We start from the raw sequence: 20,681 nt of genomic DNA, 5'->3' as shown, positions 1-20,681 counted from the left end.
CGTGGCGCCCTGATCGATGGCCAGGAGGCCGATGGTGACAATGGCGAGCCCTGCCTTAAGTATTCGTGTCGCGGACGAACGCTTCGAGGATTACATCCTCAACTGCGAATTCACCTTCATGGTCACCGGTTACGCCCAGGTGCAGATCGGCCAGCCCGTGGCGCAATGGCCCGTCGCGCCGGTCGCGCCTTACCTGAAAAATTACGGCATCGATTCTGAAGAGTTCTGCCACTACCGCGAAGGCGGGGACGGCACGGTGCTGGTGGCCTGGCTTGGCGATGACCCGGTCGGGCATGTGGTGATCAGCAAGCACTGGAACGGCTTCGCGCACATCGATGAGCTGGCCGTGGATACGGTAGCCCGCCGTAACGGTGTTGCGCGCAAGCTGCTCGACGTCGCACGGTTCTGGAGCCGCAAGCACAACATGCCAGGCATCACGCTCGAAACACAGAACAACAATCTGGCGGCGTGCCGGCTGTATGAACGTTATGGGTTTGTAGTGGGCGGGGTCGATTACCTGCGTTACCGCGCCATCGACCCGGCCACCGAAGAAGCGGCGGTGTTCTGGTATCTGCTATTTGACGATCCAGTCAGCGACTAGATATCGGATGCATCGGTCTTTACGCTACTGTCAGGCGTCTGGCCGACATTTGCGTTGCTGCCCTGTGGCTCTCGCTTGAGTTTAATGCCCGACTGGAGCAGCTCGAAATCATCACCGCCCAAGTGGTTCATACGGTCGCCAATAGCCAAGCGATAGGTGGACACTTGCGTCGGACTGTGAGCCGCTTCGGGTTGTGATTCACGATATTCATGCACTTGATAGACACGGCCTTCCGCATCTCTGGCCTGAAATTGCCCAACTAGAACTGAAGCCATTTGCTTTGTAACCTCTGGAAATAACTGCTCGTTTTCGCCCGCATCGTACCACTGCGCGCCGTGAATCCGTGTCCGCTCGTAAGGCTAATCTACAGGTCACGTGTGTACCTTCCTCACCCAAGCCCTTCAGACCCTTGATTTCAGGGGTAGTTTTCGTTGTGCAAAAAAATACTGTCGACCAACGGTAGCGTCGAGCCAAGCGTTTGCAGGATGAAGATCGGCCGTTTCGATCAATGCCAGCGAAAAAACAGCAGGGAACAAACGGCTGCTTTCATCTATAACTGTCCATTCCTCCATTTGCAGAAGGTCACATCCATGAGCCAGTTTTCGATTGCAGTGATTGTCGGCAGCTTGAGAAAGGAGTCCCTCAACCGCAAGGTGGCCCGTGCGCTTGCTGAGCTTGCACCCTCGAGCCTGAAACTGAGCATCGTCGAGATCGGCGATCTGGCACTGTATAACGAAGACATCGACCTGGACTCGCCGCCTGCGGCTTACAGCGCATTTCGCCAAGCGCTGCAAGGCGCCGATGGCTATCTGTTCGTTACTCCCGAATATAACCGCTCGGTGCCCGGCGTTTTGAAAAACGCCATCGACGTAGGCTCGCGGCCATACGGCAAGAGCGCATGGGGTAAAGCCAAGCCGGCGGCGGTGGTCAGCGTATCGCCGGGCGCGATCGGCGGTTTCGGCGCCAACCAGCACTTGCGCCAGAGCTTCGTGTTTCTCGATGTGCTGTGCATGCAGCAGCCCGAGGCGTATCTAGGAAACGCCGGCACGTTCTTTGATGAGCAAGGCCGGCTGAACGAAAAGACCCGGCCATTCCTGCAGGGCATCGTCGATGCCTTCGCTGAGCATGTTGCGCGCACGTTGAAGGTGTAACGATGAAGTCCGGCAGACCCCCACGAGGCCGGCGGGGGCTGCGCCTCTGAAGCAGTGAATCCCTATTTGGGCTGCGCATGCACAGCACTATGTAGCGCAGTGCTCGCTGTTTTTCTCTTTAAGCTCATTGGCACTTTTGCCCATTTCCGGTGATGACACCGGGCTTGGGCAAGCTTGATCTAAGGAGCTTGAATGCCAACCGCTACTTCCCGTTATTTTCACAGTGCCGTGCTAAGGCAGCGCTTTATTGACGCCCTTGACGAGGCGTTTCACGACAACCGTCTGCATGCCGAGCAGAGATTGTGGCTTCAGGATCTGGCCCGTCCGCTGGTGTTGGGTGGTCCCGATCCGGTACGGGCGGACTGCCTCATGCTCAATCAGGGCACGCTCAGGCCGTTCGGGCTGTGCACTTCCCTGCTGTTGAGCCATGGCCTGACCGATAACCCCGAGGTTTATCTGTTCAGCCTGGCCCACGGTGTCGAGGCCTTCGGTGATCGTCACGCTTTTTTGACGACGCTGCGTACCCGGTTTGCCCACGGCGATGCCGAGGTGCTGTTCGAGTACCAGAAAATCGACGGCGATCCCTTTCGCGCTCAGACCCTGGCGATCGTCGAGCATGAGGTTCAACAACTCGCACACTTGAGCGAACAGCTTAAGCTCACGCCCACGTTGCTGCAGGCGGTCAATGCTTCGGTTACCGAACAGTTGCGGCAGACGCTTCCGAGCATGTCGATCGACCCACAGGTCCATCTGCTACAGATCGTCGGCATTTCCAAAGGGGATGTTGAATCGACACCGGTCACCCAGACGCTGACCCAGGCGACCCTGGATGACTTTTGCAATCTTAAAATCGAGGAGGGTTTCCAGCGACGATTCCTCGACACCCAGGGACGGGACGCCGATGCTGTCGACTCGGCGCTTTTTCCCCAAGCCATGAGCAAGGCGGCCAATGGCGTGACTGGCCACTATCGGCAGTTGCTCAGGGCCTATTGGGACGATCCCCTGAGCGATAATCGTACACGCCGCGAACTGGCGATCTTGAATCTGCAAAACAGCGTGCGCCGTGATCTTTACCGGCACAGCCATGATGGCACGCTTGATCCGACGGTACTCAGCGCGTTGACGCCGTTGTTGAACTGGGCCTCGGGGGACCACCCTGCAAACACCGCCATGCGATGCCATCAAATGACCGTGCAGGTCGGCAGTAGCACTGCCTATACGTTGGCTGGCACATTTGCGGTCCGCGATGGCAATGACCTTGACGGCTCGTTACTGTGGTTTGGTGCTGACCACCGCTTGCACACCTTCAGTGACATGGCGGCATTGGCTCGTTATTTCGAAACGCCGCATGGGCGTCAGCAACTTCGGCCCGGGTTAGCTATCGAGGACCAGCCGGTGCTGCAGCAGGCGGGTCACGTGCAACTTGAGCTGACAGAAATCCGCAGACCAGTGTTTGCTGATCGGGTTGATTCGATCATCGCCCTTCAGTCCCGTAACTTTGTGCATGTGACAGGTTTGCACAGCATGCCTTTAGAAGTGGCAGCCATGATCGATGATGCGTTGGACATTCGCCAGCTGCTCGATCCGCGGCAGCTGCAAATCAGTGCCGGGCGCTGGCGGCAGGCGTCGCCGTTCAACTTCCATGACGTCTGGCTCAAGCCCTTCGCGGCTGTTTCGCTTCCCACGTCTGGTTTCGCTCACCCGGGTAATGTCGCATCCAATCCGCATGACGAGCGCGCTGGCGATACCCGGCCGAGGATGATTCTGTCGGCGTCCTGGCTGGAGTTGGCGCAGGCGTTAGATGGGCGAGCCAAACGCCTGCGAGGTTTGGGCAATATGCTGCTCGACTGTGCCGAGCATGCTTTGCAGCCCTACGTCTGCGTGTTGATCGGCGTCCCTCTGCGAGCCCGCGACATTCGCGTACAGTGGCTGCGGTCGGCGGCTGTCGACTCATCGGACGTCGAAATCTATGCCGCACCGGTAAGTGAATCGCAACAGTTGGTTTCCATGGATGTGGTGTCGTTGCTGCTGGAGCGTGTCAGCGGCCACCGCGCGGCTACCATGCCTGCCGGGGCGCAGGTCCGGATCGATTCGGCGCCAGGCATGGCGGTTCCGATCCAGTTGGTCAACTACATGCTGGATAAGGTCGCGGCCGGATTCGATGAGCGTTATGTCCGTCATTTCAAGAACTCGCGTGTCCAGATTCAGCGGTATGGCGATCGGCACATACGGCCGACCAGAGAAGCGTTCAATCTGCGCGAGGATGCCATACGGCTGGATCTGGCATTGGGAAAGCGCCAGGGTCGTTTCGACGGCGCTGCTGTGCGCATGGTTTGCCAAGTGCTGGATCGGCCGATTCGTTCGTTGCGTACGGCGATGAGCGGCTACCTGACGGAGGCGTTTACACTTTCGCTGGTCTACGACGACAATGCGGTGATGCTTTGCGATACGTTGGTCATTAGACAGCCGCTCAAACAGGACAGTGCGGTCATGCTTTGGCGCGGCTCGGTAGGCTGGAGGAAATTCGCCTCGATTCAAGCCCTGCAGGAGGCGGTGCAGCTCGAACTTCGGCAAACCCGCCCCGGGCGTTGGCTGGCGCTGGTGAGCGATCATGACCGCGCGTTATTGAAAACTCACTTGGCCAAGCCTTCCGATAATCAGGTCGTCGCCCGTCTGGAGCGCATCGATGCGCATGCCATCGAGGTCTTGCAACAGGCGGCTTTGCTTCGCCAGCAGCAGGCGCTGCGCCGACTTTGCCTGCGCGCTGCACGTTGCCGGTTCGAGGCCGGGTTGTTTAGCCGGCTTGCACATGCCATCGAACTGAGCGCACCGCTGTTCCCCATGCTGGATGGTCTGTCGCTGAGAATCGCCGACAGCATTTTCGCGGCATTGATGCCGTCGTGGTTAACCCAGGCATCCATGGCCGACCTGAAGTCGTATTACGCGCTATTCAAGCGTTTCTACCTGGCCAGTGACGGTGGCAGGGATTTTCTGTTTGACGTGCCCTCCTTGCAGACCATGGCTCGCCAACGGCTGATGGCGCAACTGCGCAAGGACTTCCCCGATCAGACGCTGGACCCTGATCAGATCAGCGTGACGTCGCGTCGTTATGTGAGTGCCATTGCGCCTGTGGGTCAATTACCGTCCGCAGTGCCTGGCGCCACTATCACGCAACGTGAGTCGTTGACCGAGTATGCGATCAACCGCTTCATCGATGCGCGCGATACTGCCCTGAGTATCGATCCCGAAGGCCAATCGCAGGCCGCGCAGTTGATCACGCCCGACTATCTGCGCCAGTTGGTCCGGGGACAGGACGTGGGCGCTGCTTATATGGAGCAACTGGGTAAAGCGTTGTCGCCCCTTGACGCCGCGTATGCCGCGCGCGAGCGCTTCTTTATTCAACAGATGCGACCTTTAACGCAAATGGTGGCACTGACCGAAAAGATTCAAGGAAAAATCAGCTCCCGGGCGTGTGACTTCGTCTCGCGGTTGGTTGACATGCCCGACGGCATTGCCCGTGAGCCCGTGGACGGCGTGCCGATCATCATCAGCCCACTGCAACTGATCGCCGATAGGGGAAAGAAGCCGGACACGGTGGCTGGGGTTTATCTGATCTGCCCGGCGGACCCTCATGCAGGCCCGGTAGTGCTGTACGCCATCTACCACCCGGGGTTCACGTTCCGCGAATACGCTAACCGAACGGCACTGGTGCAAGCTATGCGTGATGATCAATCATTGCAGAAACTGTTGCTCGAGCGCGTTGATCCCTATGTGCTGCGGCGCTACGCCCATGGCGGTTTCAGCGAACCGCACCTGGCCTCTTCGGTCGGCTTGTTCGATTTTGACTTGCCGCTGCACAGGCCCGGACCGGTTGCATTGGGCGTTGCCGAAATCAAAGGCAATGCCCTGCATGCGCTGTTCCGGGGCACGAGCAAGCTGTTGCTCGATATGGGCGCCGCCCAGGCGGTGACCAACGAACAGGTCGATCAGGCAGGAAGAGCCTTTCTGGCAACGTTCGTACTGAATCAGGCACTGAGCCTGTTACCCAACAAGCTGGCCACGCTGGTGACGCTTTGGCAAGGTCACACGCTGCTTCGGGAGTCGGTCCGCTCGATATCGGGACATCATTGGGGCAAAGCCCTTTCAGAGTTTTCCGCAGCACTTGGCGTCATGGTCTCGGCCCGCGAGCAAGCGAACGAGGACAGCCGCCATTCAACACCCGGCAGCACCGATTCGGAGCTGGTCCCGGTCGAGGAAGATCCACTGGCACCGACTTTTTCATGGCGCTCGACTTCCCTTACCGCCGAGCAGCGGATGCGCCTTCAGGGGCTGGAAGCGCAGAGCGTAGCCCTCAGCCAGATGCGTCACGACAGCTTGCTCAATCTTTACCTGGACCCGGCCAACAAGAATCGTTACGCCGTGGTGGCTGGCAAGGTGTATCAGATCAAGCCAGTACCCGAAGAGGGAGGATGGATGATTATCGGCGCTGACGGCGATGCCGGGCCACGGCTGTTACTCGACAGCAATCAGCATTGGCAGCTGGATCTGAATCTGCGCCTCGCAGGCGGCGGCGGTATCGTTGCGTCTATGAAATCGTCGATCACGATGTCCACGGCCGAGGATGTGTTGAGCATCGAAGCCACGGGTATGGCTGAGATTCGGTCGCGCTATCGTGCGCAGGCCAGGCATATCGAAGAGGCCCATGTGCAAGCCCGGCATTACCTCGAAAACTGTCTGGACAACCTCCATGCAAACCCGCACGGCACTGCGCCAGATCCGCGCGTAGCAACGATCCTTGGCGAGTTCTTTGGCACTTCGAGCCCTGACGGACAATTGCTGACCCGCGTAGAAAGCACCATCAAGACGCTGTTCGACGAGTTGATGGATCCGTCCTTGTCGCCGATGTCATCGCCCCGTTTCATCGTGGGTTCCAACCGTCCGGGCACCGAACGGGTTACGGCCTTCGTGATCCCCGCAGATCCGCGCAAGCGTATCTTTTTGACGGAGCGATTCTTCAATGTACGCCTGTACCGGCTCAGGCCTGAAGCAAGGGTTCAGGGGTTCAGGCAACCGGTTCATTATCAAGCAACGACGCTGATCCATGAGCTGTCCCATCTGGTGCTCGATACCAAGGACATCGCTTATCTGGAGGCCAGTTCGCCTCATCTGGATCTGTTGCCCAAGAACACCTCCAGTGCACTGCGAAGATTCAACCAGATAGAGCGTCTGCAGGATCACCGACTGTCCCATCGCACGTTGAAAAAAGACCTGTTCACCCGGATTGATAATGGCAAATGGCGCGCGATCAAGCATGGGGATCGACTTGGATTTGCGTCCATCCTGCGAATCACTGGCGCGCGGACGCTGGACCAGGCGCGGGATATATTTCTGGCCGATGTCCACAAGCGCAGCCAGGTGATGCTCAAGAATGCCGACTCGGTGGCACTGCTTATAGCGCGTCTGGGGCGGCACAATTACGCGAGTCCAAACGGTTGAGCCATCAACCGTTGGCCGTTGGCCGCTTGCACGATTTATCAGGATGGCGCATGGACAGCCGGTAAGCGCGCCGAGCCATTGAATCCGAAATGTCGATCGACAGGTACTGCATTATGTAGCGCAACCCGTACGATTTTTCTCCTTACGCTCCTTGGCATCTCGCCCATGCCCGGTACCGAACCGGGCATGGGCGGTTCGTGCAATGAGGAGTTCTCCATGTCTACCGCGACATTCAACTATTTTCACAGTGCTTCGCTCCAGCAGCGCTATCTGCGGATGCTCGATGAAGCGCTGCACAGTCACTGTCTTCGGGCCGAGGAGCGACTATGGCTGCAGAGCGTTACCTGCTCCACTGCGGCCAGCAATCTGGATCCGGTAAGGATCGATCGGATTCTTTTGAACACGGCGTCGGCGGGAGCGGGCGAACTCGCCGCGGCGCTGATGTTGAGTCATGCCCGAAGCGACAATCGTCGGACCTATCTGTACAGCCTGGCCAATGGCATCGAGGCTTTTGAGGATCGCCACGAACTGCTGGTCGTGTTGCGCGATCGGTACGCCGGCGGTGATGAGGAAGTGATTTTCGAGTGCGAAAAAATCGAGGGTGATCCCTTCCGGGCGCAGATGTTGGCGATTGTCGATCAGCAGGTTGACCATATTGGACAATTGGCCGCACAGCTCAAACTGATACCCACCTTGCTGGACGCATCGACAGCCTCCTTGACCCGCCAGCTGGGTGAACTGCTTCCGCATATGGCGATCGATCCCGAAACGCACCTGTTACAGCTCGTTCCGGATGCGAGTAACGATGCGCAACTGACGACATTCACCCGGACATTGGCAATGTCGGCGTTTGATGAAAGTTGTAAGGCGCAGTATGGCAATGGCTTCAAGCGGCGCTTTCTCGATGCACAGGGACACCTGGTCAATGCTGCCGACAGCGCGTTGTTCTCAAGAGCATTTGCCGGGGCGGCGTCACAGGTGGGCGCGCACTATGCTCAATTGCTCAGCGCATTCTGGACACAACCGCTGATGGGTTCGAGCACCCGCCGCGATCTGGTCATCAGCACGCTCCAGGACAGCTTGCGTCGCCAGCTCTATCGCTGTCGGCATGAAGAGACCTTGAGCCCGGACACCCTCCAGGCCCTGTTGGCGCTGGTGCAGTCATCTGCGGGCACCCCATCTGCCAGCAGTCACCTGCAGTGTCAGCGGGTGAGCGTCAGCACGGGCAACGGCAAATCGCACGTGTTGGCTGGCACATTCGTTGTAGGAGACAAGGACGATACCGCCGATACGCTTTTCTGGTTTTCGACTGATCACCGATGGGTCCGCTTCCCGGATCTTGCTGCGCTCGCGGCCTTTTTCGTCAGCGTGCCAGGACGTGAGCAACTGCGTCCGGCACTGGCGCTTGAAGATCAGCCCGGTCTGCTCAATGCAGCCTCGCTACAGGTCGAACTGGAAGAAATTCCAGGCCCGATAAGTGCTGATTGCGCCGATTCGATCATTGCCCTGCAAGCGCGCAATCTAATGCATGTGCTGCAGTTGTCCGCCGCGCCCGAGCAGTTCACGGCGATGATCGACGACGCCTTGGATATTCGCCAGTTGCTCGATCCGCGACAATTGCAGATCAATGCCGGTCGATGGCGGCAAGACGCGCCGTTCAACTTCTTCGAGGTATGGATCAAGCCTGCGCGCGGTACGGCTGCCGACTCTCAAGTGCCTGCCGGAGCAGGGGAGAGTCTTTCGACCAACCCGACTGATCCGGATACCGGCTCGGGTACCGATCGGGGCAACGAAGACCGGGGCACGTCCTGGATGCAATATGCGCAGGCCTTCGATGTCCGCGCCGATCGCCTCAGGCAATTGGATAACTTTCTGCACGACACTGCCGAACAGGCGTTACAGCACTATGTGTGCGCATGGACCGAAGACCGCGTGCGCGCCAAGGACGTCCGTGTGCAATGGCTTGAGTCCGCACCTGTCGATCTTTCGGACGTGGAGGCTCACGCCGTCCCGGTGAGTGAATCGCAGCAGTTGATGTCGATGGGGCTGGTGGCGCTGTTGCTCGAATGTGTCAGCGGTCACCGCGCCGCGGTCCTGACTGTCAGCGCGCAACTCATCGTGGAGCGAGCACCAATGCCGGTGCATATGGACCTCATCAATCGCGCACTGGGCAAGCTGACGCCTGGCTTTATCGAGCGCTATCTGCAGCGCTTCAAAGCCTCACGCATTGAATTTTTGCGACAGGGTGATGAGCAGTTGCAGCCGTCCAGGGAGGCGCTCAGCCTTCGAGAAGATGCAATGCGCCTCGATCTGGTACTGGGAGCGCGTCAAGCCAGGCTTAATGACATGGCCAGTGAAATGGCCTCAAAGATACTCACGCAACCTGATCGTGCATTGCGAGCGTCGCTGAGGGGAGCAGTTACGGAAGCGTTTTCCATTTCACTCAGGACTGCCGACCACTGTGCAGCCTCTCTGAGCAACACGATCGTAGTTACGCAGCCTCTTGAACCGGGCAGTCCCGTCTTACTCTGGAGCTGCGAGTTTGGCTGGCGTCAGTACGCGTCGGTGCAGCGTTTGAAAACCGTCTTGCAGCGAAACCTTAACGGGGTTCATCGCGAACGCTGGCTGGTGCTGCTCGGGGCGCGAGACCGCGCTTGGGTGCGAACTCATCTGTCGAGGATTTCCGATAATCAAATCATCTTTGAACTCGACAGGGTCGAGGGGCACGTTATCGAAGCCATGCAGCAGGCGGTGCTCAACCGCAAGCAGCAGGACCTCCAAGTGCTGTGTCAGCGTGCTGTACGTTCTCGTTTGGAAGCCAACCTGTTTAGCCAGCTTGCGGCTGCAAGTGAACCGGATCTGCAATTGACCGCCATGCTTGATGGCTTGTCGGTGAGGATCGACAACAGTATTTTCGAGGCGATGCTGCCCTCATGGATCAACTCGGCAACCCTGCCGGATCTGAAACTGTATTACGGTATTTTCAACCGTTATTACCTTGCCACTGATGGCGGCAAGGATTTCATGTTCGAGATTCCGACGTTGCAGGACCTGGCGCTCGAACAGTTGCGCGCCAGGTTGAACCAGGATTTCCCCGGGCTGCCGTGGATCCCTGAAGGCATCACGGTCACCTCGCGTCGCTTTGTCAGTGCGTTCCCGGCAGCCGGGGACCTGCCCTCGGCGGTTCCGGCCGCCACCCAAGTGCGCAGTGAATCGCTGGCCGACTTTGCGATCAATCGTTTCGTCGATACGCAGGATGCCGCACTGAGTGTCACCGCCAAGGACCAGCCGCAGGCCGCGCGGCTGCTGACGCCTGACTATTTGCGCCAGTTGGTCAGGCGCCTGGATGTAGGGGCGCAGTACACGGCGCTGTTACGCAAGGCGTTCACCCCAGGGGATGCTCACTACGCGACTCGAAAACGCCTGTTCGTCGACCAGCTTCCTCCGGCGCTGCTAGGGGTGGCGCTACCGGAAAAGGTATTGGGCAAACTCAGCGCTCAGGCGTATGACTTCATCGCGCGGGTGCTGGACATGCCCGACGGCATCGCCCGTGAGCCGGTGGAGGGGGTTCGGGTGATTCTCAGTCCGCTGCAACTGGTGGCCGATGCGGGAATGAGTTCGGACACTGTCAATGGCGTTTACCTGATTTGCCCGGCGGCTCCAGATGCAGGGCCTGTGGTGCTGTACGCGATCTACCATGCGCCTTTCACCTTGCGTGAATACGCTGACCAGTCAGCGCTGCTCGACGATATCCGCAAGGATGAATCATTGCAGGCTTTGCTGCTGGAGCGTGTCGAACCGGAGGTGCGGCGGCGTTATGCGCACGGCGGGTTCGTTGAGCCGCATCTGCCATTCGCCACAGGGCTGTACGACATCCCGTTGCGCAAGCCGGGGCCGCTTTCGCTGGAGATCACCGAAGTCAGGGGCAATGCGTTGCGTTATCTGTTTCACGACACCATCAAGGTCCTGCTGGACATCGGCATGTCCAACTCCGTGACCAATCAGAAAGCCGATCAGGCGGGCCTCACGTTTCTGGCGTCGCTGGTGTTCAGTCAGGCGCTGAATCTGTTACCGAGCAAGCTGGCCGCGTTGGTCAGCCTTTGGCAGAGCCATACGTTGTTGCGCGCCTCCGCAGTATCGGTGTCCGGGCATCGCTGGGGCGAAGCGCTTTCGGAATTTACCGCGGCAATGGGCGTTATGGTCACGGCCCGGGAACAGACCATCGATGACAAGCCTGCCCAGTCCCGTCGCCGGCCCGGTGCGGCGATTGCGGATCTGGAACAGGAGGAGTCATTGCCGGACTTCTCCTGGCGCGGTACCACCTTGACCGTTGAACAGCAGATGCGCCTTCAGGGGTTGCAAGCGCAGGGCGTGGCCCTGAACGATTTGCGTCACGACGAGCTGTTTAACCTTTATATGGACAAGCATGACGACACCCCTTACGCGGTGGTGGCTGGCAGGGTGTACCAGGTCAAGCGCATCGCCGAGCAGGGCAAGTGGATCATTGTCGGAGCGGACGGCACGCCGGGACCCCAACTTGTACTCGACGGTAATCAACGCTGGCAGCTCGATATAAGTATGCGTCTAAGAGGCGGAGGCCCTGTGGTCAGCAGCCTGCGCACCTCGTCAGCCACCTCCAATGCCGAGGAGGTGCTAATCATCGAAGCCAGCGGGATGCCCGAAATCCGTTTGCTGTATCGCGACCGGGCCAGACGCATCGTTCAGGCGCACCGCCAGGCCAGGCTGTATCTGGAAAATTGTCTGGATAACCTTAATGCGCATCAACGAGGAACGCCGCTGGACCCTCGTGTCACGCAGATCATTGGCGACTTCTTTGGCACAGGCCAGCCCGGCCAGGACCTGTTGACCCAGGTCCAGAGCGCAACGAAGGCGTTGCTCGATGCCGTTCTGGACGCTTCGTTATCGCCGTTCTCATCACCGCGGATCGTGGTGGGCTCCAATCGCCAGGGCCGTGAGCGTGTCACCGCTTTTATTGTCCCGGACGATCCGCAAAAGCGCTTGTTCTTGACGGAGCAGTTTTTCCGCACGCCGGTCTTTCGGCTCAGACCCGAAGCGGCTGCCGCTGGTTTCGATGCCTCGGTGCATTTTCAGGCCGCCACCTTGATCCATGAGTTATCGCACGTGGTGCTGGATACAAAAGACATTGCCTATCTGGAATCCAATGCGCCGTATCCTGATCTGCTTCGTCAGAACACCACCAACAACCTTACGATAAGGGCGCAGATCGAGCGTCTGCATGACTATCATTTTTCCCACCGCACCCGCAAGAACGAGCTGTTCACACTCCTGGACGAGGGACAATGGCGGGACATCACCCGTCAGGACGCCCTTGGTTATTCGAGGATTTTGCGCATCACCGGCAGCAGAACCCTTGACGACGCCCGGACGGTGTTTCTCACCGATGTGAACAAGCGCAGCCAGATCATGCTCACCAACGCCGATTCCCTGACTCTGTTGATCGTGCGTTTGGGGCGACAGAACTATGTAGCGCCGAGCCCATGACGATGCGACTACCAGGCTTGCCTGCGCGCAGGCATTCTGGCGGCGTGCAATCGCTGGCCCGGCAACTTCGCTGAGGTCTTTGAGCGCATAGGATCCGCGCCTTCGGCAAGTATCTGCTTGTCGAACGGCGCACCGGCCAGTCGCTGTAGCAGTCCCAGGGCGTTGGCCGCGGGAGTGCGCAACCAGTGAACCCGAAATACCCGCGATCTTGCACAGCACTATGTAGCGCATCCCGTCGATTTTTCCTCCTTACGCTCCCGTCAATGCTACCCGCACCGGTGCCCCGGCCGGGCAGGGTCGTTCACGCAAAAAGGAGCTTAGATGTCTATCACGACCGTCAATTATTTCCACAGCGCATCGCTCAGGCAGCGCTTCATCGATCAACTCGCCGATGCACTGCAGAGCGGCAGGTTAAGGGTCGAGGAGCAACTGTGGCTCGAAGATGTGGCCCGCCCGCTGGTCAGCGGCGGACCGGACCCGGTCAGGGTCGATCGGCTGATCTTCAACGATGGCTCGATCAAGCCTTTCGAACTCTCGGCGGCGCTGCTTTTCAGCCATGCCCGGCCCAATGATTCAAAGGTCTATCTGTATACGTTGGCCAACGGTATCGAGGTCTTAGACAATCGCATCGTGCTGCTAGATGCGTTGCGCACCCGATTTGCCCGGGGCAACGTCGAGCGCGTGTTCGAGTGCGAGAAAATCGAAGGGGATCCGTTCCGCGCACAGATGTTGGCCATTGTTGACCATCAGGTTCAATACATCGAGCAACTGACATTGCAGTTGAAGCGGCTTCCTTCATTGCTCGATGCCTCCATCGATTCGTTGCGTCGACAATTGCGTCGGACAGTGCCGCACCTTTCAATCGACCCCGAAACACATCTGCTGCAGCTCGTTGCTGAGGAAAACGCTGATACGGAAAAGGTTCCGTTCACCCAGACACTGGCCCAGGCGACATTCGATGACAGCTGCAAGGTCCGGCTTGCGCAAGGCGTGACTCGGCAGTTTCTCGATGCCCGGGGGGTGGTGGTCAACGCTGCCGACGCAGCGTTATGTGCCCAGGCATTAACCGATGCGGCGGCAGGGGTGGGCGAACAATACATGGTCCTGCTCAGGGCATTCTGGAGGCGCACCTGGAGTGACCAGCGAACGTGTCGTGATCTGGCCGTCGAGAGCCTCAACAACAGCTTTCGTCACGAACTCTATGGTCTGTTGCACGACGACACGCTGACCACGACGATGCTTAAGACGTTGTTGCCGCTGGTGCAGTCGGAAACGGGCATTCTGTCGGCCAGCAATGTACTTTGCAGTCGCTTGACCCTTAGCGCAGGGGGCGCGTCATGTCCGCTGGGTGGCACTTTCCTCATACGTTCCCGGGTGGGCGCTGACCGACAGGTGGTGTGGTTTTCGCCCGACCATCGGCTGATCAGATTCGCCGATCGTGCAGCGTTGTCCGCGTATTTTTCCTCGGCACAGGGACGCTTACAGCTTCGCCCGGCGCTGGCCTTGCCGGACCAATCGATCCTGTCGGCGCAGGGTCAGCTGCAGGTCGAACTCGACGAAATCGAGGCCCCGGTGTTTGCCGATCGTGTCGATTCGATCATTGCCTTGCAGGCGCGCAACCTTGCCTACGCCATGGCCTTGCCTAGCGCCCCGGAACAGGTCACGGCGATGCTCGATGATGCGTTGGACATTCGCCAACTGCTTGACCCTCGGCAACTGCAATTCAATGCGGGACGCTGGTGCCGGGACCTGCCGCTCAACTTCGCCGAGGTCTGGATCGAGCAGTCCGACGATTTGATCATTGCCCAATCGCCCGGCCTGACAGGCAACAGCACCGCGATCAGTCAGACCGAACTGGACGTAGATCCCCACAAAGGCCTTGCGGCATCCTGGGTGGAGCAATCCCAGGACCTGGACTTGCGCGCTCAGCATCTGCGGCAAATGGATAGCGTTTTGATCGACTTCGCCGAGCAAGCGTTGCAGCGGTACATATGTGTGTTGGTCAAGGGACCGGCATGTGCCGATGACATTCGTGTGCAATGGCTGGAGTCAGCGCCTGTCGATCCATCCGATGTCGAGTCGCACGCGGCCCCCGTGAGTGAATCGCTACAAAGGGCCTCGATGAAACTGGTGTCGTTTCTGCTGGAGTGTGTCAGCGGTCATCGCTCCCGGTTCCTCCCCTCAGGCGCTCACGCTGTACTAGGGACGTCTCAGGTGCCTGCGCGCCTGAAGACAGATCTGATCAATCACATGTTGGAGACCATGGTCACGACGTTCATCGACCGCTATCTGCAGCGTTTCGAGCAATCGCGTTTCGAACTCCGGCGACAGGGTAATCAACAATGGCGGCCCGCCACAGCGACCCTGCGCCTGCGTGAGGACGCCATGCGTCTGGATCTGGCGTTGGGAATACGCGAGAAGCGCATCGACCCGGTCGGCGTCAACGTGCTCCGGCAGGCGCTGGACCGGCCTGTGCGTGCCCTGCGCAGCGCACTGGGGAGGGATGTGACGGAGGCTTTTTCAATTTGGCTGACGTGTGGCGACCACCCGCCGATTCTGTTGTGCGACACGATGGTGCTTAATCGGCCATTACTGCCGGGCAGCCCGGTCATACTTTGGACTCCCATGCAGGGCTGGCAGCAAACCGCCTCGATCGAGGCCCTCAAGCACCTCTTGCAGCGCAAACTGCATGGCCGCTATCACGAGCGTTGGCTGGCGCTGCTGGGAGAACGTGATCGCACGGTGTTGTGTGATTACTTGTTAAGTGCGTCGGCCAACCAGCTGCAGATCGAGCTGCGCAGGATTGACGGGCACATTGTGCAGGCGCTGCAACAAGGTGTACACGCACGTGAACGACAAGACCTGAGACAGCTTTGCCTGCGTGCTGTACGGTGCCGGTTCGAGGCAGGCCTGTTCCGCCACTCTGCGAGGATGACCGAATCGGACGAACATCTGACCCGCATGCTCGATGGGCTGTCGGTCAGAATCGCTCACAGCATTTTCAATGCAATGCTGCCTTCGTGGATGACCGCGATATCCAACAGCGATCTGAGTATCTACTACAACATCCTCAGACGTAATTACCTGGCCAGCGAAGGTGGCAAGGATTTCCTGTTCGATATTCCCGCGCTGCGCGATTATGCGTTCGACCAACTGGCCAGTGAACTGCTCAAGGACTTCCCCGAGGAGCTGCTGAACCCCGATCAGATCACGGTGGTTTCGCGTCGCTATGTCAGCGCTGTTCCGGCAGCGGGGGAATTGCCTTTCATTATGCCCGCTGCCACGGTCGAGCATCAGGAAACGCTGACCGAGTATTCGATCAACCGTTTCGTCGAGGAGCCTGACGCTGCCTTGACCATAAGCTCGGTCGAACAACCCCATGCCGAGCGGTTACTGACGCCCTACTATATACGACGGTTGACCAGACGCCTGGACATAGGTGCCGGTTATCGGGTGCTGTTGCGTAAGGCCTTTACGCCTGACGAACCCCAATTCACCCAGCGCCGACGTCTTTTTATAGACCTGCTACCGTCGCTGCTTCAGGGAACGGCTTTTCCTGAAAAACTTCAGGGCAGGCTGAGCGCCCAAGCGTATGCGTTCCTTTCGCGAGTGCTCGAGATGCCTGACGGTATTGCCCGTGAGCCTGTAGCGGGCGTGCGGGTGATCATCAGCCCGCTACAACTGGTTGCTGATCCGGGGATGGCGCCGGACACCGTGGCCGGGCTCTACGTGATAGGGCCGGCGTGGCCCGGCGCCGGCCCTGTACTGCTCTATGCCATCTACGCCGATTTCATTTTCCGCGAATACCCGAGTCAAGCGGCACTGATAGCCGATATCCGCCAGGACCGCGCATTGCAGAAACTGGTGCTTGAGCGCCTCGACCCAGCGGTGCATAGACGCTACGCAAATGGCGGCTTTACCGAGCCGCATCTGGCATCTTCCGTTGGACTGTTTGACTTCGATGTTCCACTGCGCAGACCAGGCCCGGTCGCGCTGGGAATCACCGAGATCAATGGCAATGCGTTGCAGGAGCTATTCAATGGCACCGTCGATTTATTGCTCAACGCGAGCATCTCCAACACCGTGACCAATGCGCAGGTGGATCATGCGGGCAGAGCCTTCCTCGCGGCGCTGGGATTGGGACAGGCCCTGACGCTGCTGCCGAGCAAACTGGGGGCGCTGGTGACGCTCTGGCAGAGTCACTCGCTGTTTCACGCCTCGGCGGTCTCGGCTTCGGGACACCGCTGGGGCAAGGCACTCTCGGAGTTCACCGCCGCCGTGGGCGCAGTGGTTGCCGCTCGCGAGCAGGCAGTCGAAGAGCCGCCGTCCATTGACCCGATCGGCACGGACTCCTCACCGGCTGAGCCCAATGAAGATGAGCCGTCCTCGCCTTATTCCTGGACCGTGGCCCGTTTGGACCCTGAACAGCAGATACGTCTGCAGCGCCTGGAAGCGCAGGGCGTAGCGCTCAACGAAATGCGCCACGACAAGCTGCTTAATCTCTTTATGAGCAAAAAAGACGCCACGCCTTATGCGGTGGTGAACGGTAAGGTATACCGCGTCAGAGGTTTGCCTGAGGAGGGGACGTGGAGCATTGTCGGTGCCGACGGTTCTCTCGGCCCGCAGATCAAACTTGACAGCAACCAGCGGTGGCAACTGGTCCTGGATCAGGGTCTCAAGGGTGGCGGAGGTGTCGTCACCAAGCTCCGTGCCTCAGATGCGCAACGCGGTGCCGAGGAGGGGCTGATCATCGAGGCCATGGGCATGCCTGAGATTCGTGCAATGTATCGCGACCGCGCCAGACGAATCGGTCGGGCGCATTTCCAGGCCAGGTCCTACCTGCAGAACTGCCTGGATAATCTCAACCTGCGCCAGGGCAACTCATTGGACCCTCGTGTTAGCCGCCTGGTGGGTGACTTTTTCGGCGTCGCCAGCCCTGACGAGAACCTGCTCAACGAAATGAAAAGCTCGGTCAAGACGATGCTGGAAGCCTTTACCGATGATTCGTTGTCGCCGTTCTCGTCACCGCGTTTCATCGTAGGCACCAATCGCCCGGGGCGTGAATCCGTGATTGCCTTCGTCATGAAAAAAGACCCGAAACGGCGCGTGTTTTTGACAGACCGTTTCTTCAACGTGCCAGCGTTTGCGGTCAGGCCGGAGGCCGTCAGGGAAGGATTCGAGGTCGCCATGCACTACCAGGCCGCCAACCTGCTTCATGAGCTGTCGCATCTGGCGCTCGATACCCATGACATCGCCTATGTCGAAGCGATGGCGCCCTATCCCGATCTGTTGCGTGAGGACAATCCTACGAACGTGAGAATGCGCACGTATATCGAGGACATTCAGCAAAACCGGTTATCCCATCACAGCCCCGCAGACATACTCTTTACTCGACTTGAAACCGGCAAGTTGCGGGATATCACGGCAGACGATGATCGTGGCCTGGCTACGGTGCTGCGGATCGCCAAGACCACGCGCCTGGAACGGGCACGGGAGTTGTTCCTGACGGATGCCCGCGTACGCAGCAAGATCATGCTCAAGAACGCCGACACATTGACCTTGCTGATTTTGCGTTTGGGACGCCGTAATTATGTGGTGTCGGGTCCATGAGGCCCCGTGCACCGAAGACTACAGGTCGTAGTGGCGCAACTCACGGGCGATCAGCAGGCGCTGGATTTCGCTGGAGCCTTCGTAGATCTGGGTAATGCGTGCATCGCGGTAGTATTTTTCCACCGGGTAGTCTTCCAGATAGCCGTAACCGCCGTGGATCTGTACCGCTTTGGAGCAGACCCATTCGGCCATTTCCGAAGCGAACAGCTTGGCCTGTGACGCTTCTGACAGGCAGGGCTTGCCCGCCGTACGCAAGCGTGCGGCGTGCAGAACCATCAAGCGAGCGGCGTTGATGCGGGTGTGCATGTCGGCCAGCAGGTTGGAGACGCTTTGGTGTTCGAGGATCGGCTTGTCGAACTGCACGCGCTCTCGCGCATACCCCAGTGCTGCTTCGAACGCAGCGCGAGCGATACCCAACGATTGCGCGGCAATGCCAATGCGACCGCCTTCGAGGTTGGACAGGGCAATGGCCAGGCCCTTGCCACGCTCCCCCAGCAGATTGGCGGCGGGAATGCGGCAGTCGCTCAAGGTCACCGCACAGGTGTCCGAGGCGCGAATGCCCATCTTGTGTTCCATGCGATCGACGCGATAGCCCGGATTGTCGGTGGGCACCAGAAAGGCCGAGAGGCCTTTCTTGCCCAGCTGCGGGTCGGTCACCGCGAAGACGATCGCCAACTGCGCACGCTTGCCATTGCTGACAAACTGTTTGGCGCCGTTAAGCACCCAGTCGCCATCCTTGAGCTCGGCACGGGTGCGCAGGTTGTGCGCTTCGGATCCGGCTTGGGGTTCGGTCAGGCAGAAGCAACCGATGGCCTTGCCGCTGGCAAGTTTTTCCAGCCATTGGTGCTTTTGATCATCGCTGCCGTAGTTCAGGACCGGGCCGCAGCCTACTGAGCTGTGCACGCTCATCAGGGTGCCGGTGGCCGCATCGCCGGCGGAGATTTCTTCGACCGCCAGTGCATAGGCCACGTAGTCGATGTAGGTGCCGCCCCATTGCTCGGGGACGATCATGCCCAGTAGACCCAATTCGCCGAGCTTGTCCACCAACCCGTCGTCAATCCAGCCGGCCTGTTCCCAGGCTCGGGCGTGGGGCGCGATTTCGTTGCGCGCAAACTCCCGCGCCATGTCGCGAATCATGATCTGTTCTTCGGTCAACTCTAGGTCTTGCATGGGTCAGGCCTCATGACCGCTGAAAAAACTCGCCACGTGCTCGGCATCCAGGGCCAGTACGGTGGGCGGGTTCCATTGCGGTTTCTTGTCTTTGTCTACGATCAGGGCGCGTACGCCTTCGATCACGTCGCCACGCTCGAACCACTGGCGATCCAGATGCAGCTCTAGATCGAAACAGGCTTCCAGTGGCAGATGACGGCCTCGGCGCAACATCTCAAGGGTCACGGCCATCGCCAGTGGGGAGCGGGTTTTCATCAGGTTGGCGGTGTCGACGGCCCAGCTGTGGGTGTCGAATACGGTCACTTGCAGCAGTTGCTCAATGATGCTGGGCACATCCGGCAGAGCAAAGAAGTGGTCGATGGCCGGACGCAGTCGCTGCAGCGGCGGGTCGGGCAGGTGCTGCACAGCAATTTTGGCCAGCACGCCCTGCAGGTCCTTGAGCGCAGTGAGCTCCCATTTCAGCGCGTCCAGTTGTCGATCCAGATCCTCCAGCCGTCCGCTTTGCAGGTGCCAGTCGGCCAGTCCGCAGTACAGCGCGTCGGCAGCCTGGATCTGCACACCGGTCACGCCCAGGTAGATGCCCAGCTCACCCGGCACTCGTGACAGGAAATAGCTGCCGCCGACGTCCGGGAAATAGCCGATGGCGACTTCCGGCATGGCCAAACGACTACGCTCTGTCACCACGCGCAGATCGGCGCCTTGGGCCAGGCCCATGCCGCCGCCCAGCACAAAGCCGTCCATCAGCGCGACGACGGGTTTGCGGTAATGATGCAAGGTAAGGTCCAGGGCGTACTCTTCGACGAAGAAGTCCTGATGGTCGGTCTGTTGGTGTTTGAAGCTTTCATACAGCGACCGGATATCGCCGCCTGCACAGAAGGCCTTTTCTCCGGCACCGCGCAGAACTACGGCGTAAATGGTGTCGTCCTTGGCCCACGCATCAAGTTGAAGCTGCATCTGGCGGACCATGTCCAGATTGATCGCATTCAAGCCTTGCGGCCGATTGAGGGTGATGTGGCCGATGTGATTGCGTACTTCGGACAGAATGGTATCGCTAGCCGGTTCCTGGCCTGAAGACTCGGCCGATGCTACCTGTGCCGTCATCGCTGACTCCCTGTTGTTTTTTTTCTTAC

7 protein-coding genes and 1 pseudogene are annotated in these 20,681 nt (G+C 59.2%); 5 read left to right on the top strand and 3 right to left on the bottom strand.

The window, feature by feature from the left end; translation table 11 throughout:
- The first annotated feature begins 34 nt into the window (after positions 1-34).
- Entirely contained in the window at positions 35-601 is a 567-nt protein-coding gene (locus tag B3I26_RS27305) for a GNAT family N-acetyltransferase (RefSeq protein WP_296262629.1), read from the top strand.
- Positions 602-666: 65 nt separating this feature from the next.
- Here the strand turns inward: B3I26_RS27305 and B3I26_RS27300 are convergent.
- Positions 667-876: pseudogene (locus B3I26_RS27300) on the bottom strand (hypothetical protein); the annotation flags it as partial.
- A gap of 315 nt (positions 877-1,191) precedes the next feature.
- Here B3I26_RS27300 and B3I26_RS27295 point away from each other — a divergent pair.
- From B3I26_RS27295 to B3I26_RS27280, 4 genes are all read left to right on the top strand, one after another.
- Complete coding sequence (locus tag B3I26_RS27295; protein WP_296262485.1) at positions 1,192-1,752, top strand: NADPH-dependent FMN reductase; 561 nt, start codon at positions 1,192-1,194, stop codon at positions 1,750-1,752.
- Between the two features lie 192 nt (positions 1,753-1,944).
- Positions 1,945-7,248 carry a hypothetical protein gene (locus B3I26_RS27290; protein ID WP_296262483.1) on the top strand — a complete coding sequence of 1,768 codons (5,304 nt, stop codon included), beginning with the start codon at positions 1,945-1,947 and terminating at the stop codon, positions 7,246-7,248.
- A gap of 216 nt (positions 7,249-7,464) precedes the next feature.
- A complete protein-coding gene (locus B3I26_RS27285; RefSeq protein WP_296262481.1) occupies positions 7,465-12,771 on the top strand; it encodes a dermonecrotic toxin domain-containing protein in 5,307 nt (1,768 codons plus the stop codon).
- Positions 12,772-13,092: 321 nt separating this feature from the next.
- A complete protein-coding gene (locus B3I26_RS27280; RefSeq protein WP_296262479.1) occupies positions 13,093-18,381 on the top strand; it encodes a dermonecrotic toxin domain-containing protein in 5,289 nt (1,762 codons plus the stop codon).
- Between the two features lie 18 nt (positions 18,382-18,399).
- Here B3I26_RS27280 and B3I26_RS27275 read toward each other — a convergent pair whose 3' ends face one another.
- Positions 18,400-19,551: an acyl-CoA dehydrogenase family protein gene (locus B3I26_RS27275; protein ID WP_296262478.1), complete on the bottom strand. Its 1,152-nt coding sequence runs from the start codon at positions 19,549-19,551 to the stop codon at positions 18,400-18,402.
- Between the two features lie 3 nt (positions 19,552-19,554).
- Positions 19,555-20,652, bottom strand: a complete 1,098-nt coding sequence (locus B3I26_RS27270) for an enoyl-CoA hydratase/isomerase family protein (protein WP_296262476.1) — start codon at positions 20,650-20,652, stop codon at positions 19,555-19,557.
- Positions 20,653-20,681: the final 29 nt, after the last annotated feature.

Origin of the sequence: Pseudomonas sp. UBA5706, from assembly GCF_002419965.1 — a bacterium.
Taxonomy (GTDB): Bacteria; Pseudomonadota; Gammaproteobacteria; order Pseudomonadales; family Pseudomonadaceae; genus Aquipseudomonas.
This window is presented reverse-complemented; position numbering and strand designations above follow the sequence as displayed.